The organism is Nonomuraea sp. N2-4H (assembly GCF_045291505.1).
Classification (GTDB): domain Bacteria; phylum Actinomycetota; class Actinomycetes; order Streptosporangiales; family Streptosporangiaceae; genus Nonomuraea; species Nonomuraea fastidiosa.
Window position 1 is genome coordinate 4,132,102 of record NZ_CP147987.1, and the last position, 25,528, is coordinate 4,157,629.

Sequence of the window (25,528 nt, forward strand, 5' to 3'; positions counted from 1 at the left end):
GGCACGGCACGTTCGCGGGCACACACAGGCTCGCCGCGCCAGGTGTCCGCCGGCCGCGGGGTCCGGCGCAGAGGCGTGCTCACGTTGTTGCGCGGCCCGGCGCAGCGGCGCGCTCCCGGTGTCGCGCCCCAGCACGACGATGACGGCAACAGACGCCGCCCAGCGCGACGGCACACCACCGCGAACCCGGCCCCGCGCAACGGTCCACGCAGCCACCCATGACCCGCCTCCACGGCGCACCACCGCAGACCGGCACCGCGCAACGGCCCTCTCCCACCCCACGCGGCTCAGCGCGACGGCGCACTCTCGTCCGGCATAACCCGGCACGACGGCGCGTTCCACGGACGCGACTCGGGGGGCGGCGCACTCTCCCCTTTGCGTCTCAGCACGACGCGAAGGTGTTCCGACGCAGCCCCGACCGGGTTGCGCGCGCCCGAAGGCGCGAGGCTGCGCGAAGCCGCGCGTTTCTGCGGGCCCGGGCGCGCCCGGCACTGCGGACGCGCCCGGCGCTGTGGACGCGCTCGGCACTGCGGACGCGCCCGGCACTGCGGACGCGCTCGGTGCGGTGGCGGGACGGCCGAAGCGGTCCCCGCCACGCGATCACGGACCTGCTCGCCACAGGACCACGTGGTCACCGGCCCTTTCGCGGCCGGACCACGCGGTCACAGAACGTCTCGCCGCCGCGTCACTGCTGGTCGCGGTCGCGGCCCTTGCGGACTCTCCGGACGACGAGGTGGCGGCCCAGCAGCACGGAGCCGGGGACGACCGCGAAGCCGAGGAGGCTGGTGCCGAGGCCGAGGCCGATGTCGGCGTCCAGGAGTCCCCTCTCGCCCCTGAGTACGGGCACGCCGAGCGACACGCTCACCGACACCGACAGGAGCGGACCCGGCCGGCGGGCTGCTCCGGCTCGTTGGTCACGGGCGGTGGCGGCTCTTGGGTGTCGGGCGGGTTGGGTGCGGGCGGGTCGTCGTCGCGAGGCGGCGTCGGCCGGATGGTGGTCGGGTCCGCGGTGGGCTGACGGGTGGGCCGGCTCGTCCTGGTCGGCCTTCGGGTCGGCTCGCGGGTGGGCCGGCTCGTGGTGGGCCGCTGGCTCGGCCGGGTCGTCGGCCGGGTCGTCGGCTGGGTGGTGGGCCTGGTGGTGGGCGGGGTCGTGGGCCTGCTCACCACGGGCGGCCTGGTCACCGGGCGGACGGGGGACGTGACCGCCGGTGTCAGCGCGGTCGGCTCGCTCGCCGTGGGCGACGCCTCGGTGCGCGTCGGCTCGGGCGTGGGCGTCTCCCGGGTCGGCGACGGTGACGGCGAGGACGGGGCGGGTGTCGTCGGCGGGGGCAGCGCCACGGTGGCGGGCGGCGGTTCGGTCACGCTGCGCGGGTCGGGCGCGTCGCCCAGGATCGCGAACGTCGACACGACGGCCACGGCCGTCGCCACCACCAGGCCGCCGGTCATGGCGAGCTTCCCGGCCGGCGAGAGCGCGCTGTGGAAAAGGCTCGTCCCCGTGCCGGGCTCCGGGACGGCGGGCGGCTTCGGCAGCAGCCCGGCCAGCGGCACGACGAGCGCCGCCATCCTGGCACGGCCGCGCTCCTCCCACTCACTCCCGTACGCCGTCCGCGCCGTGTCCTCCAGCTCCTCCAGGAACGCCAGCGCCGACTCGGGACGCTGCGCCGGGTCCTTGGCCAGGCCGTGCTCGATCAGGGGGCGCAGCGGCGCCTCGATGTCGTCGATCGGCGGCGGCAGGTGCTGGTGCTGGTAGGCGAGGGCGGCGATGTTCTCGCCGTGGAAGGCGCGGTGGCCGGTCAGGCACTCGTAGAAGACGAGGGTGGCGGCGTAGACGTCGGTGGCGGGCCCGGCCGGCGCCTCGTCCCATTGCTCTGGGGCCATGTACGAGGGCGTGCCCGCCAGCACACCCGTCTCCCCGACCCGGGCGGCCACGCCGAAGTCGACGAGCTTGCTCTCACCCTCCTGGGTGATCATCACGTTCTCGGGCTTGAAGTCGCGGTGCACCACGCCGTGCCGGTGCGCCTCCGCCAGGCCGAGCAGCGAGCCCTTCAGCACCGACAGCGCCGCCTGCGGGCCTGTCGCACCCTCGTTGCTCAGCAGCCGCCGCAGGGTGACGCCGTCGACCAGCTCCATCACGATGACCGCGTCGTCGTCGCCCTCGACGTAGTCGAGCACGCGGGCCGTGTGCGGGCTGTCGATCTCCTGGATGAGCCGCGCCTCTTCCCTGAACCGCGCGACGAACGCCTCGTCCTCGCGCAGCTCACCGGAGAGGTGCTTGATCGCCACGTGTAAGCCGTCGGAGTCGCGGACGGCGAGCATCACCCGGCCGGTTCCGCCGTGCCCGAGTTCCCGGATCTCTGTGTAGCCGGGAACCTCCATGGAGACCTCCTGACCGGATAAAGATCCTTATATCAGGACGCTAACCCGATGTCACCACACGTGTCGACCCCCTCCACCGGAAGTGACGGCGACAGTGATCGGATCGGTATGGCCGCTAGGCGTGGGCCCTTCTGCGGCTCAGGAAGCGGATCGCCACGGTGATCGTCCAGGCGGCGGCGACGCCCAGCAGCAGGAGCAGGACGAAGACCAGCGTCGGGAGCCAGGGCCATCCCGGTCCGGTCAGCTTGACGTCGACCACCGGGTACTCCAGCGTCTTGGCGGCGAACCTCGCCGTCGCCACGTCGTACGTACGGGCGATGTCGCGCAGCACCGCGTCGAAGGCGAACTCCCCGGTCGTGTGGAGGTACTCCGGACGGAGATCGCCGACGCCCGGCACCTGGCGGCGCGCGGCGTCCAGGCCGGGCACGAGGAGCCGGTCGAGCCCGGTGGCCGCGGCGGCGAGGGTGGCGCGGGGGACGAACGTCAGGCCGTGCTCGGAGCGGACGGGGCCGTCGGCCACGGCGATGGTCCGCCCGACCACGGACTGCTCGGTGTAGGAGTTGAACACCGAGGCGAGCTCCAGCTCCCCGACGCCGTCGGTGAGCAGCACGCCGATGTCCGACGGGCCGGTCTGGTAGGAGGAGTTGAGCGGGGCGACGAGGTCGGCGAGTTCGAGGCTGCGTACGGGGATGCTCGCGGGCGCGCCGGGCGAGTAGTGCCGCCAGTGCACGGCGTCGGCCGCCTGGCGGGCCGCGGGAGCGTCGGCCAGGCGCTCGACGATGCGCAGGGCGGCGTCGATGCCGGACAGCACGCCCGCCGCGGTGATCACGTCGCCGTCGTCGACGTACCGCATGCCGCTTCGCCACTTCACGGCGGGGAAGTCGGCGCGCAGGCCGCGCATGCGCAGCCAGTGCGAGGTGGCGGGACGGCCGTCGAGCAGCCCGGTGCGGGCCAGCGCGCGGGCGCCGTTGCAGACGCTGACGGTCAGCGCGCCGGCGGCCGACTGCCGCCGCGCCCAGGCGTTGATGGAGGCCAGCTCGGCGGGCTCAGGCGTCTGCATCGCGGGGAAGATCACGGCGTCGAGGGTGTCGCCCTGGCCGGACATGAGCCGGTCGAGCTCGTCGAACGTCATGTCGGGGACGAGGTCCAGCCCGCCGGTCATGTGGATCAGCCGGGGGCCGGCGGAGACGACGTAGAGATTGAACCGGCCGGTGCGGGCCAGCACCTCGTACGGGCCGAGCAGGTCGGCGGCGTTGGTGCCGTTGCCGCCGGTGAGGAAGGCCACGGTGGGCTTGGCCGGGTCGTGGCTCTTGGCCGCGGGCGCGACCGAGACGGCGTCGGCGCGCGCCTCGTAGATGTCGCCGAACCTGCCGATCGTGCTGGCCGCCGAGACCGCGCCCGGGATGAGCAGCACGATCAGCACGGAAGCCGCGCCCTTGAACCACTTCCCCCGGACGGTGAAGCGGGGCAGGGCGGCGTACTCGTCGCGGCGCCTGAACACGGCGGCCGCCATGAGGATGTACATCGCCCAGTGGCCGATCATCGAGACCTGGGCGACGCCGAGCAGGCCCAACCAGAACAGGACTAACAGGACGAGGAAGGGCGCGAAAATGATCGCCACCATCTCGCCGATGGCCTGCTTGCGGTGGCGGCGGACGGCCATCCAGAGCGCCGGGACGACGGCCATCTCGGCGACCATGATGAGCAGCCGGACGTCGGCACGGGTGCTCGCGGGCAGCAGCGCGTTGCCCGCCATGCCGAGCAGCAGCATGCCGAGGTTGACCGCGATGACCAGCTCGGCGTAGTGCCAGAAGAGGCGGCCCGCCGTACGGAGCGCTCCCGTGCGCGTCTCCTTCTCCGTCATCGCCCGGCCTCCGATGGCCGCGCAGCCGCGCTCAGCCGCTGGTCGATGCCTGGATGGCGGGTTCTGCCCGCTGACGTTCCGCCCCGCATGATCGCCCCTTCCCACCGCGCATATGAGTCACCTCCGGATGGTGTTCGACCTGCGCTTCCAGGACAAGGACATAGACCGGACATCCACCGGACATTTCCCGATAGCGGTGGCGTGGGGCATCGGGCGCGGTTCCGGCGTTCTCGGTGGGGACGCGGGTGGGACGTCAGTGGAGCGACGGCGAGACTCAGACGGGCGCTGGTCGGCCTGGCGGCTGGTCGGCCGGAGGCTGGTCGGCCGGAGGCTGGTCGGCCGGAGGCTGGTCGGCCGGAGGCTGGTCGGCCGGAGGCTGGTCGGCCGGAGGCTGGTCGGCCGGAGGCTGGTCGGCGGGGGCTGGTCGGCCGGGGGCTGGTCGGCGGGGGCTGGTCGGCCGGGAGCGGCGGCCACAAGCGCGCTCGGACGGCGAGGCGCGTGGAATCAGCGGTCCCAAGGCCGCGATGTGGCGAGCGTGCTCAGGCGGCCGGGCGGGCGGAGGCGGCGGTCAGGAGGCGGCGGACGTTGCGGGCGGCGACGCGTCCGGCGCGGTTGGCGCCGATCGTGCTGGCCGAGGGGCCGTAGCCGACGAGCTGGATCCTGGGGTCGCGGACGACCTGGGTGCCGTCCACGCGGACGCCGCCGCCCGGCTCGCGCAGGTGCAGGGGGGCGAGGTGGTCGAGCGCCGCCCGGAATCCGGTGGCCCAGATGATGGTGTCGCAGGCCAGGAACGTGCCGTCGTCCCACTCCACGCCGCTCTCGGTGATGCGGCGGAACATCGGGCGCCGGTGCAGCGCCCCCTTGGCCAGCGCCTCACGTACGACGGCGCTGTAGGTCAGGCCCGTCACGGCGACGACGCTCTGCGGCGGCAGCCCGGCGCGTACGCGCTCCTCCACCATGGCGACGGCCTCCCGCCTGGCGTCCTCGCCGAAGTCGTCGTCCCGGAACTCGGGTGGCCGCCGCGTGACCCACGCGGTCGCGGCGGCCACCCCCGCGATCTCCGACAGCACGTGCACCGCCGACGCGCCGCCGCCCACGACGACCACCCGCCGCCCCGCGAACTCCGCCGGCCCCCGATAGTCGGCGTAGTGCAGCTGGCGGCCGGCGAAGGTGGCGGCGCCCGGGTAGTACGGCCAGTAGGGGCGGGTCCAGGTGCCGGTCGCGTTGACGAGGGCGGCGGCGGACCACTCCCCCGCGTCCGTCTCGATCAGCAACCGTCCCGCTTCGCCCTCGCGTACGGACGTGACCCGTACCGGACGTACGACGTGGAGCCCGGCGGCGCGCTCGTACGCGCCGTAGTACGCGGGAACGACCTCGGCCGCCTGCCGCGACCCGTCACCGCCGGGCGGCTTGGGGAAGCCCGGCAGGTCGAAGACCCCGTGCACCTTGTCCATCGTCAGCGAGGGCGAACGGTGCCGCCACGCCCCGCCCGGGCCCGCGCCCGCGTCCAGCACCACGGGCTCGAACCCGAACCGGCGCAGGAAGTAGGCGCTGGACAGGCCGGCCTGCCCGGCCCCGATGACGACGACCTCGGTCTCCTCCACGCTCACCCTCAACCACCAGGGCCCCGCCCCTCTTCCCACCCGCTCCTTTTGCCGTCGCGTCCATGGCCGTCAGGGCGTCCATCCCCTCTCCACGGCGGGGACGCGCCTGGGGGTGCCGTGGCCTGCGGCGGGGAGGACTCCTGTTCCCGTCCGGCCCCGCCAGGACGGAGGTGCAGCGAAGGACGGCCGCTGAGCCGCCTCCCCCTCCCCCGCCGGAAAGCGCCGACGGGAGAAAGGGCGGCCCGTGGCCGGGAGCGCCCGGTCCGGGCCGGGAACCGGCAGGAGCCCGGACGGCAGGCGGCCAGGACGAAGGGCTGGGCGGCCGGGTGCGGACGGGGACGAGAGGTCGGGGGGTGAGTAGTGGACGGCAACGAAGAGCGTGCGTGACAGACTCCGGGCCGGTACGAGGGGCGGACCCGGGGTGAGCGGTCACACCTCAGGGCTTGCGGACCGGGGCCGTGGAGCCGCGGACGACCAGCTCGGTCGCGAGCTCCACATGATGCGAGTCCACCCGCTCACCTTCCGCCAGCCGCAGCGCGGTCCGCAGCGCGGCCTGCCCCATTTCGCGCAGCGGTTGCCGGACGGTGGTGAGCGGCGGCGAGGTGACCTTGGCGATCTGGGTGTCGTCGAACCCGACGATGCTCAGATCCTCGGGGATGCGCAGCCCGCGCGCCCGCGCCGCCTCCATGATGCCGACGGCCATCTCGTCGCTGCCGGCGAAGATGGCGGTCGGGGCGTGCGGCAGGTCGAGCACGGCGGCTCCGCCTTCGACGCCGTCCTGGTAGTGGAAGTGGCTGGAGCGCACGTAGCCGGGCAGCACGGGCGCCCCTTCGGCCTCCATGGCCGCCCGGTAGCCGTGCAGCCGCGCCTGGTTGCACGCGGCGGTGGCGGGGCCGCCGATGTAGGCGATGCGCCGGTGGCCGAGGGAGAGCAGGTGCTGGGTGGCGGCCAGCCCGCCGGCGAAGTTGGTCGAGCCGATGCTGGTCACGCGGGTGCGCGGCAGGTTGAGCGGGTCGATGAGGACGAGCGGCAGCCGTGCCCTGCTGAGCGCGGCGGGCTGTCCTGCGGTCAGTTCGCTGGTGACGGCGATGAGCGCGCGCCGTCCCGCGGCGACCAGGCTGCGCGCCCAGGCGGTGGTGCGGGCCTCGCCTCTCCTGATGCTGACGACGACGCCGACGCCGGCCTCGGCCCCCGCCTCGATCACGCCTTGGATGATCTCGGTGGAGTAGGCGTTGAGGTCGGTGTCGAACTGCACCTCGACGGTGCCGAGCCCGGCCTGCTCGCGGCGCGGTGCGGGGGCGACGTAGTCGTGCTGCTGGAGCAGCTCCTGCACCAGGGAGCGAGTGGCCGGGGAGACGTCGCTGCGGCCGTTGAGCACTTTGGAGACGGTCGCGACGGACACTCCTGCGGAGGCCGCGACCGTGGCGAGTGTGGCCCGTCTAGAGCTGGGCGGCATCTGCACCCCCTTGCCGAGACTGCCCCGCGGCCGTGCCGGCGCTCACCTCGACGGGTGTGACGAGGCGCCGGTCGTGGCCGACGTGGCGGGCCTGGCCGGTCAATCGTACGACGGCGCGGCACGGCAGGTCGGCGGCCGAGGTGCCGACGAGCACCTCGATGTCGCCGGGTTCGACGACGCGGCGCAGGTCGCGCCCGGTGAAGGAGGTGCGGTCCGCGTGTATCCGGAAGGTGACCTCGGCGTCGGCGCCTGGTTCGAGCGGGACGCGGGCGTATCCGATGAGTTGTTTGACGGGTCTGGTGACCTGGGCGACGAGGTCGTTGATGTAGAGCTGGACGACCTCCGCGCCGGCCCGCGCTCCGGTGTTGCGCACGGTGACGGTGGCGGTGAACTCGCCGTCGGTGGGCACCTCGGCGGAGCTGAGCCGCAGGTCCGACACCTCGAAGGTGGTGTAGGAGGCGCCGTAACCGAAGGGGAACAGCGGGGTCGGGTCGAGGTTGCTGATGCCGTGGCTGTCGGTGCCGAGCGGCGGCTGCAGGTAGGTGGCGGGCTGGCCGCCGGGCGTGCGCGGGATCTGCACGGGCAGCTTGCCGGTGGGCTGGACGCGGCCGGTCAGCACGCCGGCGATGGCGGCGCCGCCCTCCTCGCCGGGCATGAACGCCTGGACGAGCCCGGCGGCGCGGTCGCGGACCTCGCCCAGCGCGTACGGGCGCCCGGAGACCACGACGACGACCACGGGCGTGCCCGTGCCGGCCAGTTCGGCGAGCAGGTCGGCCTGGACCCCGGGCAGCCGCAGGTCCTCGGCGTCGCAGCCCTCGCCGGACGTGCCCTGCCCGAACAGCCCGGCCAGGTCGCCGACGACGGCCACGCACACGTCCGCCTCGCGGGCGGCCGCCACGGCGGCGGCGAAGCCGGAGCGGTCGTCGCCGCGCACCTCGCAGCCCTTCTCGTAGCGCACCTCGGCGTCGGGCAGCTCGGCGGTGAGCGCGTCGAGCACGCTGGGCGCCTCGATGCCGAGGCCGAGGCCGGGGTGGCGGGGCAGCACGTGGTTGGGGAAGGCGTAGCAGCCCATGAACGTGCGCGGGTCGTGCGCGGCGGGCCCGACGACGGCGACGCGGCGGGGCGCGGTGCGGCCCTCGCCGAGCAGCGGCAGCGCGGTGCCGGCGTCGAGCAGGATGATCGAGCGTTCGGCCAGCTCTCTGGCGAGGGCGCGGTTGGCGGGCGAGTCGAGGTCGACGTCGGCGGCGCCGGCGACGGACTTCTCGGGCGTCCAGTCGTGGTCGAGCAGGCCGAGCTCGACCTTCTGGGTGAGCAGGCGGCGCACGGCCCTGTCGATGATCTCCTCGGGCACTTCGCCGCTGCGCACGCGCTCGGCGAGGTGCGCGCCGAAGCCGAGCGTGTCGGGCAGCTCGACGTCGACGCCGGCGGTGAGCGCGTGGACGCCCGCCTCCTCGGTGCCGGCGGCGATGCGGTGCATGGTGGCGAGGAACGGAACGGCCCAGTAGTCGGAGACGACGGTGCCGGTGAAGCCCCACTCATCGCGCAGCACCTCGGTCAGCAGCCACGGGTCGGCGCCCGCGGGGACGCCGTCGACCTCGGAGTAGGAGTGCATGACCGAGCGGGCGCCGCCGAGCGCGATCGCGGTCTCGAAGGGCGGCAGGATCATGTCGAGCAGCTCGCGGCGGCCCATCGGCACGGGGCCGTGGTTGCGGGCGGCGCGGGAGGCGGAGTAGCCGGCGAAGTGCTTGAGCGTGGCGATGACGCCGGCGTTCTCCAGGCCGCGGACGTAGGCGGCGCCGAGCGTCGCCACCAGGTACGGGTCTTCGCCCATGGTCTCCTCGACCCGTCCCCACCGGTAGTCGCGGACGACGTCGAGCACCGGCGACAGGCCCTGGTGCGCGCCGACGGCCCGCATGTCGCGGCCGATGGCGGCGGCCATGCGCTCGACCAGGTCGGGGTCGAACGTGGCGGCCCAGGCGATGGCGGCGGGGTAGACGGTGGCGCCGAAGGCGGTGAAGCCGGTCAGGCACTCCTCGTGCACGATGGCGGGGATGCCGAGCCTGGAGCCTTCCATCACGATCCGCTGCTGGCGGACGACCTCGGCCGCGCCCTCCTCCGGGGTGACGGGTGCGCTGCCGTGGACGCGGGTCAGGTGGCCGAGGCCGTGCCGGGCCGCCTCCTCCAGCGGGATGGTGCCGGAGGCGGCGAAGACGTCTTGCATGGGTGCCACGTTCAGCGGCTCGGCGCCCGGTTCCGGTTCCTCGGCCTGACTCATGTCGTTGCCGACCCACCGGCTGCCGAGCTGGCCGATCTTCTCCTCCAGGGTCATCTCGGCAAGGAGGGCTTCGACTCGGTCGGCCACGGCGAGCGCCGGGTCCTGCCACGGGCGCAGTGCCCGATCCGCCGTCGGGGTCCGATCTAGAGCCGTCATGTACTGCGCTCCTTAAGAAGGTGCGGTCTTCACGTAACTTTTCGAAAATGTTTCGACAGCGGTGCCGATCTCCGCGCGCGGCCTTCGCCGTCCCAGACCTCCAGCTAAGAGCACGCGCGCTGCTACCTTACACGCGCCACATCAGATAGCCAGATGTTTCCCTGATCGACAAGGTCTTGACACCACTATTTTCGAAACCTAGATTGGCGACCCCCGCGGTCATGTCGAAAATGTTTCGATGAGCTGACACTAGGAGGAGTGGAAGAGTGGCACTAGGGTGCCAATCCACGACCGCCGGTCATCGCATCCATTGATCAACGAGCCGCGACCCCCAGCCCGCGGCACTCAAGTACGGAGATCAGCGTGGAGTCCAGGACAACCACCTCTCGCCGCAACTTTCTCAGCCTCGTCTCCATGGGTGTCCCCCTAGGAGCAGCACTCGCCGCCTGCGGCGGCACAGGACCCACCCAGACCGGCGCCGGTGGCGGCACGGGCAACGCGACCACCGGTGGTGGCGGTGCCAACAGCGCCACGTACTGGTACCTGTCGACGCAGCCACAGGAGGGTGTGCGCACCCGGACGATCGAGCGCCACAACAAGGCCAACCCCAACGGGACGATCGTCGGCACGACCTTCCAGAACGACGCCTACAAGACCAAGATCAAGACGGCCATCGGCGCCGGCCAGGCCCCCACCCTCATCTGGGGCTGGGGCGGCGGCACCCTGCGCAGCTACGTGCAGGCCGGCCAGGTCGACGACCTGACCGAGTGGTTCGACCAGAACCCGGCCGTCAAGGACAAGCTGTTCCCCTCGTCCTTCGGCGCGGCGACGATCGACGGCAAGATCTACGCGATGCCGTGCGAGACCCTGCAGCCGATCGTGCTCTACTACGACAAGCGGGCCTTCGACAAGATCGGCGCCCAGCCGCCGCAGACGTGGGGCGACATCCTCGACCTGGTGCCGAAGTTCAACGCCAAGGGCATCGCGCCGTTCTCGCTGGGCGGCCAGTCGCGCTGGACGAACATGATGTGGCTGGAGTTCCTCTTCGACCGCATGGGCGGTCCGGAGATCTTCCAGGCCGTGTTCGACGGTGAGAAGGACGCCTGGTCCAACCCGACCGCGATCAAGGCGCTGGAAGAGATCCAGAAGCTGGTCAAGATGAACGGCTTCGTCAAGGGCTTCTCCTCCATCACCGCCGACTCCAACGCCGACCAGGCGCTGCTCTACACCGGCAAGGCCGCGATGATGCTGCACGGCGGCTGGACGTACGGCAGCATGAAGGCCGACGGCGGCGACTTCGTCTCCGGCGGCAACCTCGGCTACATGAACTTCCCGCCGATCGACGGCGGCAAGGGCGACCCCGGCAACACCGTGGGCAACCCCGGCCAGTACATCTCGATCTCCTCCAAGGCGACGCCCGAGCAGAAGGAGATCGCCAAGAAGTTCTTCGCCGGCGCGCTCATCGACGACACGGCCGTCAAGGAGTGGGTGGGCACCGGCGCCGTGCCGATCATCAAGGGCGCGGACAAGGAGTTCGCCAACTCCGAGGACAAGGACTTCCTGACCTTCGTCTACAACATCGCCGTCAACGCCAAGTCCTTCGCCCAGTCGTGGGACCAGGCGCTCAGCCCGACGGCCGCCGAGGTGCTGCTGGACAACATCGCCAAGCTGTTCCAGCTGAGCATCTCGCCGCAGCAGTTCGCCACCAACATGAATGCGGTCATCGGCAAGTGAGCGCTGTGATGACGACCGCCCGGCCCGCCTCCAGGGCGGGCCGGCGCGGCTCCCTCGGGTGGATGACCATCCCGGCCTTGGTGTTCTTCGTCGGTTTCGCTCTCATTCCGCTGGTGGGGGTGCTCGCCCTCAGCTTCGCGCAGTGGGACGGGCTCGGGGAGATCGGTGTCGCCGGGTTCAGCAACTGGACCGCGATCCTCTCGGATCCCGGCCTGCCGCACGCGCTGTGGATCACTTTCCTCGTCATGGCGATCTCGTGGGCGGTGCAGACGCCCGCGAGCATCCTGATGGGCACCTTCCTGGCCGGTCACCAGCGGTACCGGGCGGTGCTGTCGGTGATCTTCTTCATTCCGCTGCTGCTCAGCTCGGCGGCGCTGGCCATCACGTACAAGGCGCTGCTCGACCCGAACTTCGGTCTCGGCGCCGGCCTGGGGATCCCCTTCCTCGTGCAGGACTGGCTCGGTGAGCCGGTGCTCGCCTTCGGCGTGGTGATCTTCGTGGTGTCCTGGCAGTACATCCCGTTCCACGCGCTGATCTACCAGGGCGGCGTGCGCCAGATCCCGCGTTCGATGTACGAGGCCGCGGAGCTCGACGGCGCCGGCCGGGTGCGCAGGTTCTTCAGCATCACGCTGCCGCAGCTCAAGTACACGATCATCACGTCGTCGACGCTGATGGTGGTCGGTTCGCTGACCCTGTTCGACCTGATCTTCGTGCTGACCGCCGGCGGTCCCGGCGACGCCACCAGGGTGCTCGCGCTCGACATGTACAAGCGCGGTTTCCAGGCCAACCTCATGGGACCGGCCAGCGTGATCGCGGTCATCCTCGTCCTCGTCGGCCTCGCCCTGTCGCTGTTCCTGCGCCGGCTCGGCGGCCGAGACCAAAGCCACAGCCAGCTTGAAGGGGCCTGACGCATGACCACCGCCCCCACCAGGGCTCAAAGGCGCGAGACGCTCGCGGCGGGACCGGCTCACCGCCGCCGGGTCTCGCGCAGCCAGGAACGACCCAACTGGATGGCCGGCCTGACCAGCATCCTGTGGCTGGTGATCGTCGTCGTGCCGATCTACTGGATCGTCATCACCAGCTTCAAGTCGCAGTCGAACTACTACCAGGAGAACCCGTTCGCCCCGCCGGCCGAGCCGACGCTGGCGAACTACCGCCTGGTCATCGAGGCCGACTTCATCCAGTACTTCATCAACAGCGTCATCGCGACCGTCGGCGCCGTGGTGCCAGCCGTGCTGGTCAGCTTCATGGCGGCGTACGCGATCGTCCGCGGCGGCAGGAGCCGCCTGCTGCGCTGGACGAACTCGATGTTCCTCATGGGCCTTGCGATCCCGCTGCAGGCCGTGGTGATCCCGATCTACCTGATCATCATCCAGCTCGGCCTGTACGACTCGCTGATGGCGCTGATCCTGCCGTCGATCGCGTTCGCGATCCCGCTGTCGGTGCTCGTCCTGTCGAACTTCATCAGGGACGTGCCCAAGGAGCTGTTCGACTCCATGCGGATCGACGGCGCCACCGAGAGCGAGATGCTCTGGAAGCTCGCGTTCCCGCTCACCCGCCCCGCCGTGGTGACGGTGACGATCTACAACGCGCTGCAGATCTGGAACGGCTTCCTGCTGCCGCTCGTGCTCACCCAGAGCCCCGACAAGCGCACGCTGCCGCTGGCGCTCTGGTCGTTCCAGGGCCAGTACAGCATCAACGTGCCCGCGGTGCTCGCCTCGGTCGTGCTCACCACCCTGCCCATCCTGGTGCTGTACGTGGTGGGCCGCCGCCAGCTCCTCGCCGGCCTCACCGCCGGGTTCGGCAAGTGAGCTCGCCGGCGTGCCTGGCCAGGTGCGCCATGTCCCTCTCATAGAGACGGTCGTCCCCGCGGGCGACGTGGCCGGCGAAGGCCGCGTCGCCCGCGGCGGCGCGTTCGCGCATGAAGGCGACCAGGCGCTCCAGCCTGGTCACCGCCATATCGGGCAGCGCCTTCAGCGCGTCGTCGCCGAGCCCGTACGCGCCGGCGAACAGCCCCAGCCTGCGCGCCTGTTCCGCCACCGGCGCCCCGCCCGCGTGACCGGGATCGGTGAGCGGCACGAACCGGTAGGCGGCGTAGGCCACGTCCCACAGCCGGGGTCCCGGGTGCGCGGTGTCGAAGTCGATGAACGCGACCGGCTCGCCGTCCCTGAACACGGTGTTGTACGTCGCCACGTCGCCGTGGCAGATCACCTCGGCCGGCTCGACCGGCGGAAGGTACCAGACGGCGCCGGGCGGCGGCGTGAAACCGGCGGTGGCGTCGTGGTAGCGGCGCAGCAGCCGGGCCGCGCCGGTCAGCGCCTCGTCCGTACGCGCCCACGCCGGCAGCGGGTGGTCGGCGGTCTCCCCCGCCACGAAGCCGAGCACCTCGCGCCCCTGCTCGTCCACGCCGTGGACCCGGGGAGCACCGGTGAAGCCGCGTCCGGCCAGGTGGCGCAGCAGCGCGTGCACGGCGGGCGTCCACGGGCCGGTGGGCCGGCGTACGGTGCCCGCGACGCGGACCACGTGGTTGACGCCGCCGCCCGTCAGGATCTCCTCGCCGTCCTCGCTTCTCCGCACGCCCTCCCTTCTACCGTCCGGCGAGTCCGCGATACCAGCGGTTTTATCCCGGTCTTCCCGGGCGCGCGGTAGAACAGGCGGCATGAACCCAGCACCGGTGGTGCTCGTCGTGGACGACGAGCCCAACATCCGCGAGCTGCTGCTCGACGCCCTGGAGGTCAACGGGTTCCGCGTCCGCACGGCCGCGTCGGGCACGCAGGCGCTCAGGAGCGTCGGCAGGCAGCGGCCCGACCTGGTCCTGCTCGACGTGATGCTGCCCGACCTCGACGGCTTCGCGGTGGCGCAGCGGCTGCGCCCGGACGGCGGCGGTCCCCCGGTGCTGTTCCTGACCGCCCGCGACACGGTCGAGGACCGCATCGCGGGGCTGACGGCGGGCGGCGACGACTATGTGGCCAAGCCGTTCAGCCTGGAGGAGGTGGTGCTGCGCATCCGCGCCATCCTGCGCCGTACGGGGTCGCGCGAGGAGTCCTTCGACGACGGCCTGCTGCGCTACGCCGACCTGGAGCTGGACGAGGAGACCCACGCCGTGCGCCGCTCGGGACGGCACATCCACCTGTCGCCGACGGAGTTCGCGCTGCTGCGCTACCTGATGATCAACGCCGAGCGGGTGGTGAGCAAGTCCCAGATCCTCGACCGCGTCTGGGACCACGGCTTCGGCGCCGACAGCCGCATCGTGGAGTCGTACATCAGCTATCTGCGCCGCAAGATCGACGCCGCGGGAACGCCGCTGATCCACACGCTGCGCGGGGTGGGCTACTCGCTGCGCGACCAGGCGCTGATGGACCGGAAACGCTGATGGAAGCCTCTCACGGCGACGCTCCGCGCCGGCGCGGCCGGGCATGGCCGCTGCGGCACCGGCTGCTCGCCGCGCTGCTCGGGCTGTCGGCGGCGGCGCTGGCGGTGTTCGCGGCGGCGGGGGTGCTGCTGCTCGACCGCTCGCTGCTCGCCCGCGTGGACGCCCAGCTCACCGCGTTCGCCACCTCGTTCGGCAACGGCCCGCCGCCCGGCGCTCCGCCGCCGCCCCCGCGCCGCGGCGGCGAGGTGGAGCTGCCCACCCAGTTCCGGGTCACCGTGTTCGCCGGGTCGGGCGTGGTCGTGCGGCGGCTGCCCGGCACGGGCGACGGCCCCGACGTGCCGCCCGAGCTGCTCGAACACCCGCCCGCCGCCCCGTTCACCGTGCCCGACAGGTCGGGTGACGGCGAGTGGCGCACGATGATCGTCCGCATGCACGACGGGAACCGGGCCGCCGTCTCGCTCTCGCTCGAGTCCCACCGGAGCACCGTGCGCCAGCTCCTGCTCATCGAGGCGGCGGCGGGCGTCCTGGTGCTGGTCCTGCTGGGCGCGGTGGCGCTGGTCGTGGTACGCATCGGGCTGCGCCCGCTCACCCGGATGGAGCGCACGGCCGCCGCCATCGCGGCCGGCGAGCTGGACCGGCGGGTCTCCGACAGCGACCCGCGCACCGAGACGGGCCGGCTCGGCCACGCGCTCAACGTCATGCTCGGCCGCCTCAGCGAGGCCCTGCGCCAGCGCGAGCGCTCCGAGCAGCGGCTGCGCCGCTTCCTCGCCGACGCCTCCCACGAGCTGCGCACGCCGCTCACCTCCATTCGCGGCTTCGCCGAGCTGTACCGGCACGGCAGGCCGGACCCCGACCCCGCCGTGGCCCGCATCCTGAGCCGCATCGAGGGTGAGGCCGAGCGGATGGGCGTGCTGGTGGAGGACCTGCTGCTGCTCGCCCGCCTCGACGAGGAGCGCGCGCTCGACATGACCGAAGTGGATCTGCCCGTCATCGCGGGCGACGTGGTGCACGGGGCGCGGGCGCGCGACCCCGGGCGCGAGGTGGAGCTGGTGCTGGGCGACGGTCCGGTACGCGTGCTCGGCGACGAGCACCGGCTGCACCGCGTCCTCGCCAACCTGGTGGGCAACGCCATCACCCACACGCCGCCGGGCACGCCCGTCCACGTGGTGCTCGGTCAGGCCGGAGCATGTGATGATGCGGCGGCCGTGGTGCACGCCGGGGCCGATCACGTGCGGGAGCCGGTCGCCGTGATCGAGGTGCGCGACGAGGGGCCGGGGATCGACCCCGAGCATCTGCCGCGCATCTTCGACCGCTTCTATCGCGCCGGCCCGTCGCGCAAGCGTCGCGGCGGCGGCACCGGGCTGGGGCTCGCGATCGCGGCCGCCCTGGTGGGGGCGCACGGCGGCCGCATCGAGGCGCGCAGCCGCCCCGGCCGTGGCACGGCCTTCCGCGTGCTGCTCCCGGCCGTCCCGCAGCGGTAAGGCGGCGTTCACACATTATTCCCAGCTTGTTGCGGTCCCATATGGGCTGACACGGAAGGAGAGACATGCTGGGAAGATTCCGCAGACCTACCGTCTCCGCAGGTCAGCCCGCCAGTCCCGGCCCTCCCCACGACGAGGCGGGACACGCGCTGCGCGCCCCCAGCAAGCTGCACGCGTTCAACCGATACGAGATCAAGTACCTCGTGGACGCCGCCACGGCCGGCGAACTGCGGGCCGAGATCGAGAAGCTGCTCGACCGCGACCGGCACAGCGGTGACAACGGGTACGGCATCTGGAGCGTCTACTACGACACCCGGCATCTGCGCTTCTACTGGGAGAAGATCGAGGGCCTCAAGTTCCGCAGGAAGCTGCGCATCCGCCACTACGGCGACCGGTTCCAGGTCACCGGCGGCACCCCGGTCTTCGTGGAGATCAAGCAGCGGGTCAACCGGGTCACCCAGAAGCGCCGGGTGCGGCTGCCGTACCGCGACGCGATCGCGCTGTGCGACGGGCGCGCGATGGTCGCGCACGAGCCGTCCGAGCGGGCCTTCCTCGAAGAGGTGCTCGACCTGGTCTGCCGTCTCGACCTGCGGGCCACCGCGATGACCGGCTACCAGCGGCACGCGTACGTGGGCCGCGGCGCCGACGTGGGCCTGCGGGTGACGTTCGACCACCGGGTGCGCGGGCGCGACCGGGACTTCCACCTGGGCGCCGACGCGGAGAACCGGTTCATCATCCCGCCCGGCAAAGTGATCATGGAGGTCAAGGCCAACGAGCGGGTGCCGTACTGGCTCACCGACCTGACGGCCAAGCGGAACCTCCAGGTGGTCCGGGTCTCCAAGTACTGCCAGAGCGTGGAGGCGTATGGGCTGGCGCCCCGTTCGCTCTTCCACATCCCCGGCCACGACCTCGACCTCGACTGCCCCGCCCCCGGCCGCGCTCCGGCCATGACCATCGCCAAGGAGGCGTGACTCCCATGGACTTCTCTTTCCAGGACCTGTCGGGCACGTTCAGCGTCGCCGACATCGCGCTCGCGATGGCCCTGTCGTTCGTGCTCAGCGCCATGATCGGCTGGGTGTACCGGGCGACGCACCGCAACGTCTCCTACAGCCAGTCGTACGTGCAGACGCTCGTCATCCTCGGCATGCTGATCTCGCTCATCATGCTGGTCGTCGGCTCCAACATCGCCCGCGCGTTCGCCCTGGTCGGCGCGCTGTCGGTGGTGCGGTTCCGCAACGCGATCAAGGAGACGCGGGACGTCGGCTTCATCTTCCTGGTGATGGGCGTCGGCATGGCCGTCGGCACCCGGTTCTACCTGCTGGCCGTGGTCGCCGCCGTGGCGATCTCGCTGATCATCATGATCATGCACCGGTTCAACTGGTTCCAGCTCAACGTGCGCCGGCAGGTCGTCAAGGTGCAGGTGCCGTCCGACGACGACTACACGCACGTCATCCAGGACGTGCTCATCCGCCACACCGACGAGTTCGAGCTGGTCAGCATGGAGTCGATCAGGGGCGGCGCGCTGCTCGAGCTCATGTACACGGTCAAGATCAAGAAGGGCAGCGAGCCCGCGGACGTCATCGCCGCGCTGCGCGAGCGCAACCACGGCCAGAACGTCACCGTCCTGACCGGGTACGACCAGACCGACCTGTGAGGGCCCCGTCATGGCACAGCCGCATCGGCTCAAGCACCGCATCCCCGTCAAGCTCCGGCACAACTGGAAGCTCGTCGCGCTGTGCACGGCGTTCCTGGCGGCGTGCTGGGGGGTGTTCGGCAGCGGGACCATCCGGCCGTACGTCACCACCTCCGGCACCGTACGGACCGGCGACGTCGTCCAGGACCTCACCGGCACCCGCGAGCTGTTCGACACCTCCGTGCCGCACGAGGTGACGCTCACCTTCCGCGACGAGGGCTACCAGGACATGCTGACCGAGTACTTCAAGGACGGCGAGAAGAAGTACGTCGAGGCGGACCTGACCATCGACGGCACCAGGATCCCGAGCGTGGGGATCCGGCTCAAGGGCAACTCGACGCTGCAGGGGCTGACCTGGAAGGGGCGGACCCGCCCGCGCACCGGGCCCGGCGGCCGGCAACAGCGGAACGGCCGGCCCCCGGCCGATGGGCAGCCCCCGGCCAACGGGCAGCCCCCGGCCGATGGGCAGCCGCCCGCCGACGGACAGCCCCCGGCCAACGGCCAGCCACCCGCCGACGGACAGCCGCCCGCCGATGAGCAGCCACCGGCCGATGGGCAGACGCAGCAGAACGGCCAGGAGCAGCAGAACGCGCAACCCCCGGCGAACGGGGAGGCACAGGAGAACGGGCGGGGCCGCCGCAACGACGCGCCTCCCGGCAACGGGCGGCCCCCTGAGCTGAAGGCCGAGGAGCCGGAGAACCTGCCGTGGCTGATCAGCTTCGACGAGTTCGTGGCGGGCCGCCGCTACCAGGGCCACAGCCAGATCGCCGTACGCCCGGCCATGCAGCAGTCGTCGGCCCTGCTCAACGAGGCGCTGGCCATCGCCATGGTGGGGGCGGCGGGCGAGCCCACCCAGCGCTCGGCGTACGCCTCGTTCTCCGTCAACGGCCGCGCATCGAAGCCGCGCCTGCTGGTCGAGTACCTGGACGAGGGGTACGCCGAGCGCCTCGGCGAGGGCGTCCTGTACAAGTCGCTGGCCTCCAGCCAGTTCACCTACCAGGGCGAGGACCAGACCGCGTACGTCGACGACTTCAAGCAGATCAACCTCAAGGGCCAGCGCGACCTCCAGCCGGTCATCGACTTCATCAAGTGGGTGGACGAGGCCTCGGACGAGGAGTTCTCCAAGGGATTGGCCGAGCGGATGGACGTGGAGTCGTTCGCCCGTTACGCCGCTCTGCAGAACCTGATGCTGAACTTCGACGACATGGCGGGGCCTGGGCGCAACTACTACCTCTGGTACGACCTGCGCACCTCCAAGTTCCAGGTGATCAGCTGGGACCTCAACTTCGCGTTCAGCGGCGACGCCACGGCCGGGCCGAACGACACGGTCGGCATGCGGTTCGGCGGCCGTCGCGCCCGCGCCGGTGCGCCCGACCAGCAGGAGCAGCAGGGCCGGGAGGCTCAGGTGCCCCCTGAGCGCCGAGGCGTCGGTATGCGTCCCGGGCACACGTTGAAGGACCGCTTCCTCAAGGACGCCGGTTTCCAGCGGCTCTACCTGCGCGAGTACGCCGCTCTGTACCGCGAGCTGCTGGCGGGCGGCACCGCCACGAAGCTCCTCGACGAGGCGCTGGCGGCCTACAACCGCAACGCCGGGGCCGACACCGCGAAGGCGGCCCAGGAGGCGACCGCCCTCCGCAAGACCCTCACCACCCGCACGGAGGCCCTGAAGTCGCAGATCTCCTGACCCGGTGTGTGACGTGCGGCGGGCACTCCCGCCCTGCGTGCCCACCGCACGAGCTGCGACTGCCCGGTGCGATCACCGCTCGGCTCTTCGATGCCCGCACCCGCCGACGGGCGCGTCGAGTGAGCAGGCTCAGCGGGCTCTGAAGGCGACGGCGGTGGTCGAGGTGATCGCGGTCACCAGGGCGACCGTGAGCAGCACGGTGCCCAGCGGGTTGGGGCGCCGCTCCGCAGGCTTGATCTGCAGGGCGTGCGACCGGGCCGACGGGGTCGGGGACGGAGTGGGAGTGGGCGTTCGGGTCGGGGCGGGCGCAGGCACCCGGACCGGTGCAGGAGGAGCCGGCACGGCCCTCGGCACCGGCCCCGGCCTGCCGCGCGGGCACTCCCCGAGGTGGACGTCGCCCGCGCACAGCCCGTCCGGATAGACCGTCACCTGAGGCACCGTGACCTGCGGGGCGGCGTTCCGCTTCGCGCGCGGCATCGAGATCGACACCCTGGGACGGGGCGAGCTCTGCACCCACACGCGGGGCACCCGGACCTTCGGCCCGACGGTGACCCGCTTGGGCGGCGCCGGTGGGCGTACGGACGTCTTCGGCACCGGACGGGGCTTCATCACCGGCTGGGTGGAGGTGGGACGGGGCAGCCGCACCCGTCCAGGATCCGGAACGGGACGCGACACCCGCACAGGCTGTGCCGCCCCCGCTCGCAGCGGCACCGGCACCGCTGCGGCCGCTCTCCCCCGCACCGGCACCTGCGCGACCCCGGCTGCCCGCACCCGCGCCGTACCTTCCGCGCCCCGCGCACGCCGCGAACCGCGTTCCCACGACGCCCCGCTGCCGGCTGCGACCGAGCCCTTCGCCCGAGGAACCGCGCGGGGGCCTTGTGCCTGAGGCAGCGTCCCCGCGCCTTGCGGCTGCGCAGCCGGCTGCGCACCCTGGGTGTCGGCAACCGTCCCTGCGCCCTGCACCTGGGAGACCGCCCACCCGCCCCGCGATCGAGGGGCTACCCCGGCAGCCTGCGACCCGCGACCCACCACGCCCCCCTGCGACCCGCGAGCCACCACGGCCCCTGAGGCGCGAGCCGCCACAGCCTCCTGCGAGGCGTGAGCCACCGCGGCACCTTGCGGGGCGTGAGCCGCCACGGCACCCTGTGAGGCGCGAGATGCCGCAACGGCATCCTGCGTCCGAGAAGTGGTGGCGGCATTCTGCGTCCGAGAGGTGTGGAGTCCGGCGGTGGCCGGGCCGGTCACGGTGGCGGTGATCAGGGCAGTGGCCAGCAGGAGCGGCGCGCGCCTGGCTCCCACGGTCACATACCTCCGGCGATCCGGGCGAACTCATCGAGCGCGCTCCTGAACGCATCAGGCCCGACCGCCAAAGGCCCGTCGAAGGCACGGGAGATGTCCCACGTCAAGTAGGTGCCGAAGCCGATCAGCGCGGCGGTCGCCACCAGGGGCAGGATCGCGAGCCCCCGCGGCCTGGCCCCGGCGAGGAACGGGAAGATGATCACCAGGACACCGGTGAGGATCGTGAGGAAGAGCAGGCCGTCCGGCGGCCGGGCGGCGGCGTCGGCGGTGCGCTGGGCGCGGGCGGTGGAGAGTGCGCTGAGGTGTTCGAGCACGTTGGCCTTGGCGTCGGTCTCTTCGTCGTCGCGGGTTTCGAGTGCGGTGACCCGGGCGCGCAGGTTGTCCAAGCGCTCGCCGCCGACCGGATGCATCCTGCCTTCCGCCATGAGCGGCCACTCGTCCCTGACCACGAAGGCGACGTACTCCCGCAGCGACCGGCGCACCTCCTCCGACGCGCTGCCGGGCAGCTCGGCGGCGGCCCAGTAGGCGTCGACGGCGGCCTGGCTCTCGGCGTGGGTGTTGAGCCTGGCGGCGTCGGCGGTCGTCCAGGGCACGATGATCGCGATGGCGAACACGAGCAGGAACATCGCCGACAGCATCGCCCCGGCGTGCGAGGCCGAAGGGCCGCCGGGATCGCGGTCCTCGCCGGCTCTCTTGACCCGCCTGAACACCAGCGCCGTGAGCGCCACAGCGCCCACTGCCGCCAAGATCGATAGCGTGTACGCCACCATGAAGATCTCCCGCACCTCTTTCGGATACGCAGTGTCACATTACTATCACACAGTGCAATGATGGCGTCAGGCGCGCAAAGGTAAAGTCCAGGGCAAGCCCATACCCCCGGCGAGCCGCCAGGAAGGGCCCACAGTAAAGGCCCCGGGGACGTGCCCCGGGGTGATCCCTGGGCCAGACCCTGAGCCGCAATCGTACGGAAAATCCGGCTAAGTGATCATCTCGGGGGTGGGGTGGAGGTGGGAGCGTCCGGGCCGTTCGCGGAGCGAGAGCGAAGTGGCCTGCGAAGGGGACACAAGGGGCGTGCGGTCGGCCGAGGTGGCGCGCGGCCGGCACCGGCCTCAGCGGAGGTACGGAGCCCGTGGGAGAGGTGACGACGGAGAGCGCAGTGGAGTGGTGGACAGGAGTGCGCGGCGAAGCGGCGGACGGAAGGTGCCGTGGATGGGCGGGCTCGAAAAGCGCCATGGAAGGGCGCGCTGGAGGGTGTGGCGGAGCGGCGGGCTTGAAAGTGCCGTGGGGTGGCGGGTTCGAAGATGCGGCGGGTGGTGGACTGGGAGTGTGGCGGGGTGGAGGTTGGTCGGGGGCGGGCTGGACGGATTGTTCGGGTGGTGACTGGATCGCTCACTAGATGTCCAGCCGGATGATGAAATTTCGGAAATCTCGGGACCATGGATCGTGTGAAGCTCAACGGTCGTAAATTCGTCATGGTCAGCTCGACGGCCAGCAAGGTCAACCCCGATGGTCCCACGCGGTTCGAGTACTGGGAGGACGACGGGCTGGTGTGGGGCAGCTACACCGGCGACACCGTGACCCAGGGCCGCTTCGTCGGGACGCGCGACGGCGACCAGGTGACGATCTCCTACGTGCACGCCCTGGTGGCCGGGGGCAAGGCGGCGGGAAAGAGCACCAGCCGCATCGAGACCGGCGATGACGGGCGGCTGCGGCTGGTAGAGGAGTTCAGCTTCGAGGGCGACGACACGCCCCATGTCAGCGTGTGCGTCGAGGTGCCCTGACACCCCGGCTTCAGGCCATGTGATGTTTCTGGCCTACCGGAACCTGATCCGGGAGGCTCAGGCACTCACCCCGGCGGTACTTGGGTTTGTGGCGGCATCGTCGGAGCCGAGGTGGCCGGCCCGGCCCCGAAGAGGCCGGTGGACACTTCAGCGGTGCCGGCAACGGTCCCGAAGAGGCCGGTGGCCACCTCGGCAGGGCCGGCAGCGGTCCGCTCCGTGACGCGGCAGGACCGCGTAAGGAGGTGCGAGCCGGATCGAGCGGGCCGGATCGAGCGGGCCGGATCGAGCGGGCCGGATCGAGCGGGCCGGAGCGAGCGGGCCGGAGCGAGCGGGCCGGAGCGAGCGGGCCGGAGCGAGCGGGCAGGTTCGACGTGGGGCGGCCGGCGTGGGGCCGCCCCAGGCGTCCATGCGAGGGTCAGGTGTCCTTGCGGAGGGCGGCGCGGCCTTCGGCGGCGCCGACGAAGCGCATCTTGCCCAGCGGCACGTCCCCTTGCGCCTCCGGAGCGGGCCGCCGCTGGGCGCGGGCGGCGTGGTCGCGGTCGCTGGGCAGCACGTACGGCCGCTTGAGCACCTCGTCCAGGATGAACACCGTCTCGGTGGCCTTGACGGCGGGGATGTTGGCGAGCCGGTCGGTCACCATGGAGTGCACGGCGGCCACGTCGGCGACGCGCACCTGGATCATGGCGTCGTGCTGGCCGGTGGTGATCGCGCAGTACTCGACCTCGGGCATCCGTGCCAGCTCGGCCCTGAACTGCTTCCACATCTGCTGGCGTACGGTGACGAAGATCAGCGCGGTGATGCCGAGCCCGGCTCTGACGTGGTCGATCTCGGCGGTGAAGCGCTTGATGGCGCCGTCGGCGCGCAGCGCCTCGAAGCGCGTGTAGGCGTTGGCGCGGGAGATGCCGACGCGTTCGGCGAGGGCGGAGACGGAGATGCGGCCGTTCTCGCGGAGCACTTCGAGGATCTTCATGTGGATCTCGTCCAGTTCGAGACCGATTCCGATCCGTCCAGGCTGACCGCCACCGGCGACCCCATTTCTGGAAATTTCACTCATTAGTACCTCACCGCTGTTCATAGACGTCTCGCCGACCGCACAGAGCCTGGACGTTCTGCCGCACAATCCTCGACATCCTTCTGCCGAACGTCCAATCTTGGAGGACTTACATGGCGACCCGCTCGCAGACGGCGGCTGTGCTGCTCGCCGGTGCACTCGCCCTGGCCGCCTGCGGAAGCGGCGGCACCACTCCCACCTCCGGGGCCTCGGGGGCCGCCGGGGGCAAGACCCTCGTCATCGACACCTCCTTCGACCTGAAGACCGCGGACCCCGGCCGCACGTACGAGCCGACGGGGCTCATCGTGGGCAAGGCGGTCTACGAGACGCTGCTGACGTTCGACGGTGCCGATGTGACCAAGCCGGTGCCGGCGCTGGCCGAGTCGTACGAGCTGTCGAAAGACGGCAAGACGCTGACGCTCAAGCTGAAGCAGGGCGCCACGTTCGCCGACGGGTCTGCGGTGACCGCCGACGACGTGGTGTTCTCGCTCACGCGGGTGCGTGACATGAAGGGTACGCCGTCGTTCCTGCTGGACGGTGTCGAGGTGGCCAAGGAGGACGACTCGACGATCACGCTGACGTCGAAGTCACCGAACCCGGCGCTGCCGTACATCCTGCCGAACCCGGCGCTCGGCATCATCAACAGCAAGGTCGCCAAGGAGCACGGCGCGACCACGGACCCGCAGGACAAAGCCGAGCAGTACCTGAACAACTCCTCGGCCAGCTCGGCCCGTACCAGATCGAGTCCTTCAACGTCAGCAGCCAGGTGACGCTGAAGGCGAACCCCAAGTACTACGGCGCCAAACCCGCCTACGACCGGGTGGTCATCCGCAACGTCGAGGCCGCCACGCAGAAGCTGAACGTGCAGCGCGGCGACAGCCAGATCGCGCTCAACCTGTCGGGCGACCAGGTCACCGGCATGCCGCCGACGCTGCAGGTGAAGAAGACGCCGTCGGCGAACGTGCTGTTCCTGCTCGCCAACCAGGACCCGGCGATCAGCAAGACCACCACGAACCCGAAGTTCGTCGAGGCCGTGCGCAAGGGCGTGGACTACGCGGGCCTGCTGGAGCTGGCCGGTGAGGGCTCGGCGCAGGCGCCGGGCGTCATCCCGTCGCAGCTCCTGGGCGCGCTGCCGGCCGGCCAGGCCGCGAAGCGGGACGTCGAGGGCGCCAAGGCGGCGCTGGCCGAGAGCGGCCTGTCGAACCCGGCCGTGAAGCTGGAGTACCCGAGCGAGCTGACCGTGAACGGCCTGTCGTTCCAGCCGCTTGCCGAGCGCATCCAGGCCAACCTCAAGGAGGTCGGCATCACGGTGGACCTGCAGCCGGCCCCGGTGACGACGGCGCTGGACAACTACCGCAACGGCAAGGAGGAGATGGGGCTGTGGTACTGGGGCCCCGACTACCCCGACCCGAGCGACTACCTGGCGTTCCTGCCCGGCAAGACCGTGGGGCTGCGGGCCGGCTGGAAGGAGGGCGCGGCCAAGGAGCTGGAGTCCCTCGGTGAGAAGGCCGCCGCGGCGATCGGTGACGACGCCCGCAAGGCCGCGTACGTGGACGTGCAGACGAAGCTGAACGAGGCCGGCCCGTTCGTCCCGCTGATCCAGCCGAGCCAGAACATCGTGGCCGCCGCGTCGGTGACCGGCATCGAGTACCACCCGGTGTGGACGGTGGACATCGCCGACCTCGGCGTGAAGTAGGGGAC

21 protein-coding genes are annotated in these 25,528 nt (G+C 71.6%); 11 read left to right on the plus strand and 10 right to left on the minus strand.

Annotated features, from left to right (window positions below):
* Positions 1 to 685 precede the first annotated feature (685 nt).
* The 6 genes from WBK31_RS19215 to WBK31_RS19240 form a co-directional block, all read right to left on the minus strand.
* Entirely contained in the window at positions 686 to 871 is a 186-nt protein-coding gene (locus tag WBK31_RS19215; RefSeq protein WP_406675342.1) for a hypothetical protein, read from the minus strand.
* A complete protein-coding gene (locus WBK31_RS19220) occupies positions 862 to 2,376 on the minus strand; it encodes a serine/threonine-protein kinase (RefSeq protein ID WP_406675343.1) in 1,515 nt (504 codons plus the stop codon). The genes WBK31_RS19215 and WBK31_RS19220 overlap by 10 nt, the downstream gene beginning before the upstream one ends.
* A gap of 115 nt (positions 2,377 to 2,491) precedes the next feature.
* Positions 2,492 to 4,240, minus strand: coding sequence for a DJ-1/PfpI family protein (locus WBK31_RS19225; protein ID WP_406675344.1), 1,749 nt, complete (start codon positions 4,238 to 4,240; stop codon positions 2,492 to 2,494).
* Positions 4,241 to 4,779: 539 nt separating this feature from the next.
* The gene (locus WBK31_RS19230) at positions 4,780 to 5,850 is read right to left on the minus strand and encodes an NAD(P)-binding domain-containing protein (RefSeq protein WP_378788258.1); all 1,071 of its coding nucleotides are present in this window, start codon (positions 5,848 to 5,850) and stop codon (positions 4,780 to 4,782) included.
* A gap of 430 nt (positions 5,851 to 6,280) precedes the next feature.
* A complete protein-coding gene (locus WBK31_RS19235) occupies positions 6,281 to 7,300 on the minus strand; it encodes a LacI family DNA-binding transcriptional regulator (protein ID WP_364053282.1) in 1,020 nt (339 codons plus the stop codon).
* On the minus strand, positions 7,284 to 9,731 hold the full coding sequence (locus WBK31_RS19240) for a glycoside hydrolase family 3 N-terminal domain-containing protein (protein WP_364053285.1): 2,448 nt from the start codon (positions 9,729 to 9,731) through the stop codon (positions 7,284 to 7,286). Before WBK31_RS19240 ends, WBK31_RS19235 begins: the two co-directional genes overlap by 17 nt.
* Positions 9,732 to 10,145: 414 nt before the next feature.
* Between WBK31_RS19240 and WBK31_RS19245 the strand changes: the two genes are divergently transcribed.
* The 3 genes from WBK31_RS19245 (at position 10,146) to WBK31_RS19255 (ending at position 13,276) form a co-directional block, all read left to right on the plus strand.
* A complete protein-coding gene (locus WBK31_RS19245) occupies positions 10,146 to 11,465 on the plus strand; it encodes an extracellular solute-binding protein (protein ID WP_364053288.1) in 1,320 nt (439 codons plus the stop codon).
* An 8-nt stretch (positions 11,466 to 11,473) separates the two neighbouring features.
* Positions 11,474 to 12,373 (plus strand): sugar ABC transporter permease, encoded by a 900-nt coding sequence (locus WBK31_RS19250; protein WP_364053291.1) that lies wholly within the window; start codon positions 11,474 to 11,476, stop codon positions 12,371 to 12,373.
* A 102-nt stretch (positions 12,374 to 12,475) separates the two neighbouring features.
* Complete coding sequence (locus tag WBK31_RS19255; protein ID WP_406675507.1) at positions 12,476 to 13,276, plus strand: carbohydrate ABC transporter permease; 801 nt, start codon at positions 12,476 to 12,478, stop codon at positions 13,274 to 13,276.
* Here the strand turns inward: WBK31_RS19255 and WBK31_RS19260 are convergent.
* On the minus strand, positions 13,254 to 14,042 hold the full coding sequence (locus WBK31_RS19260) for an aminoglycoside phosphotransferase family protein (RefSeq protein WP_364053297.1): 789 nt from the start codon (positions 14,040 to 14,042) through the stop codon (positions 13,254 to 13,256). The genes WBK31_RS19255 and WBK31_RS19260 overlap by 23 nt on opposite strands.
* A gap of 82 nt (positions 14,043 to 14,124) precedes the next feature.
* Between WBK31_RS19260 and WBK31_RS19265 the strand changes: the two genes are divergently transcribed.
* From WBK31_RS19265 to WBK31_RS19285, 5 genes are all read left to right on the plus strand, one after another.
* Positions 14,125 to 14,838, plus strand: coding sequence for a response regulator transcription factor (locus WBK31_RS19265; protein ID WP_378788251.1), 714 nt, complete (start codon positions 14,125 to 14,127; stop codon positions 14,836 to 14,838).
* A complete protein-coding gene (locus WBK31_RS19270) occupies positions 14,838 to 16,319 on the plus strand; it encodes a sensor histidine kinase (protein WP_378788249.1) in 1,482 nt (493 codons plus the stop codon). Before WBK31_RS19265 ends, WBK31_RS19270 begins: the two co-directional genes overlap by 1 nt.
* Positions 16,320 to 16,384: 65 nt before the next feature.
* Positions 16,385 to 17,290: a polyphosphate polymerase domain-containing protein gene (locus tag WBK31_RS19275; protein ID WP_364053306.1), complete on the plus strand. Its 906-nt coding sequence runs from the start codon at positions 16,385 to 16,387 to the stop codon at positions 17,288 to 17,290.
* 5 nt (positions 17,291 to 17,295) lie between these two features.
* Positions 17,296 to 17,973: a DUF4956 domain-containing protein gene (locus WBK31_RS19280; RefSeq protein WP_364053309.1), complete on the plus strand. Its 678-nt coding sequence runs from the start codon at positions 17,296 to 17,298 to the stop codon at positions 17,971 to 17,973.
* Between the two features lie 10 nt (positions 17,974 to 17,983).
* On the plus strand, positions 17,984 to 19,696 hold the full coding sequence (locus WBK31_RS19285) for a CotH kinase family protein (protein ID WP_378788247.1): 1,713 nt from the start codon (positions 17,984 to 17,986) through the stop codon (positions 19,694 to 19,696).
* Between the two features lie 129 nt (positions 19,697 to 19,825).
* On the opposite strand, the gene WBK31_RS19290 is transcribed toward WBK31_RS19285, so the two are convergent.
* Positions 19,826 to 20,341, minus strand: a complete 516-nt coding sequence (locus tag WBK31_RS19290; protein WP_378788245.1) for a hypothetical protein — start codon at positions 20,339 to 20,341, stop codon at positions 19,826 to 19,828.
* A gap of 656 nt (positions 20,342 to 20,997) precedes the next feature.
* Positions 20,998 to 21,780, minus strand: coding sequence for a hypothetical protein (locus WBK31_RS19295; protein WP_364053318.1), 783 nt, complete (start codon positions 21,778 to 21,780; stop codon positions 20,998 to 21,000).
* Positions 21,781 to 22,440: 660 nt separating this feature from the next.
* On the opposite strand from WBK31_RS19295, the gene WBK31_RS19300 reads away from it, so the two are divergent.
* Positions 22,441 to 22,776: a hypothetical protein gene (locus tag WBK31_RS19300; RefSeq protein WP_378788243.1), complete on the plus strand. Its 336-nt coding sequence runs from the start codon at positions 22,441 to 22,443 to the stop codon at positions 22,774 to 22,776.
* 415 nt (positions 22,777 to 23,191) lie between these two features.
* Here the strand turns inward: WBK31_RS19300 and WBK31_RS19305 are convergent, their stop codons facing one another.
* A complete protein-coding gene (locus WBK31_RS19305) occupies positions 23,192 to 23,851 on the minus strand; it encodes an Lrp/AsnC family transcriptional regulator (RefSeq protein ID WP_364053324.1) in 660 nt (219 codons plus the stop codon).
* Positions 23,852 to 23,940: 89 nt separating this feature from the next.
* Between WBK31_RS19305 and WBK31_RS19310 the strand changes: the two genes are divergently transcribed.
* Positions 23,941 to 24,597: an ABC transporter substrate-binding protein gene (locus WBK31_RS19310; RefSeq protein ID WP_378788239.1), complete on the plus strand. Its 657-nt coding sequence runs from the start codon at positions 23,941 to 23,943 to the stop codon at positions 24,595 to 24,597.
* Entirely contained in the window at positions 24,567 to 25,523 is a 957-nt protein-coding gene (locus WBK31_RS19315; protein WP_378790224.1) for an ABC transporter substrate-binding protein, read from the plus strand. Before WBK31_RS19310 ends, WBK31_RS19315 begins: the two co-directional genes overlap by 31 nt.
* Positions 25,524 to 25,528: the final 5 nt, after the last annotated feature.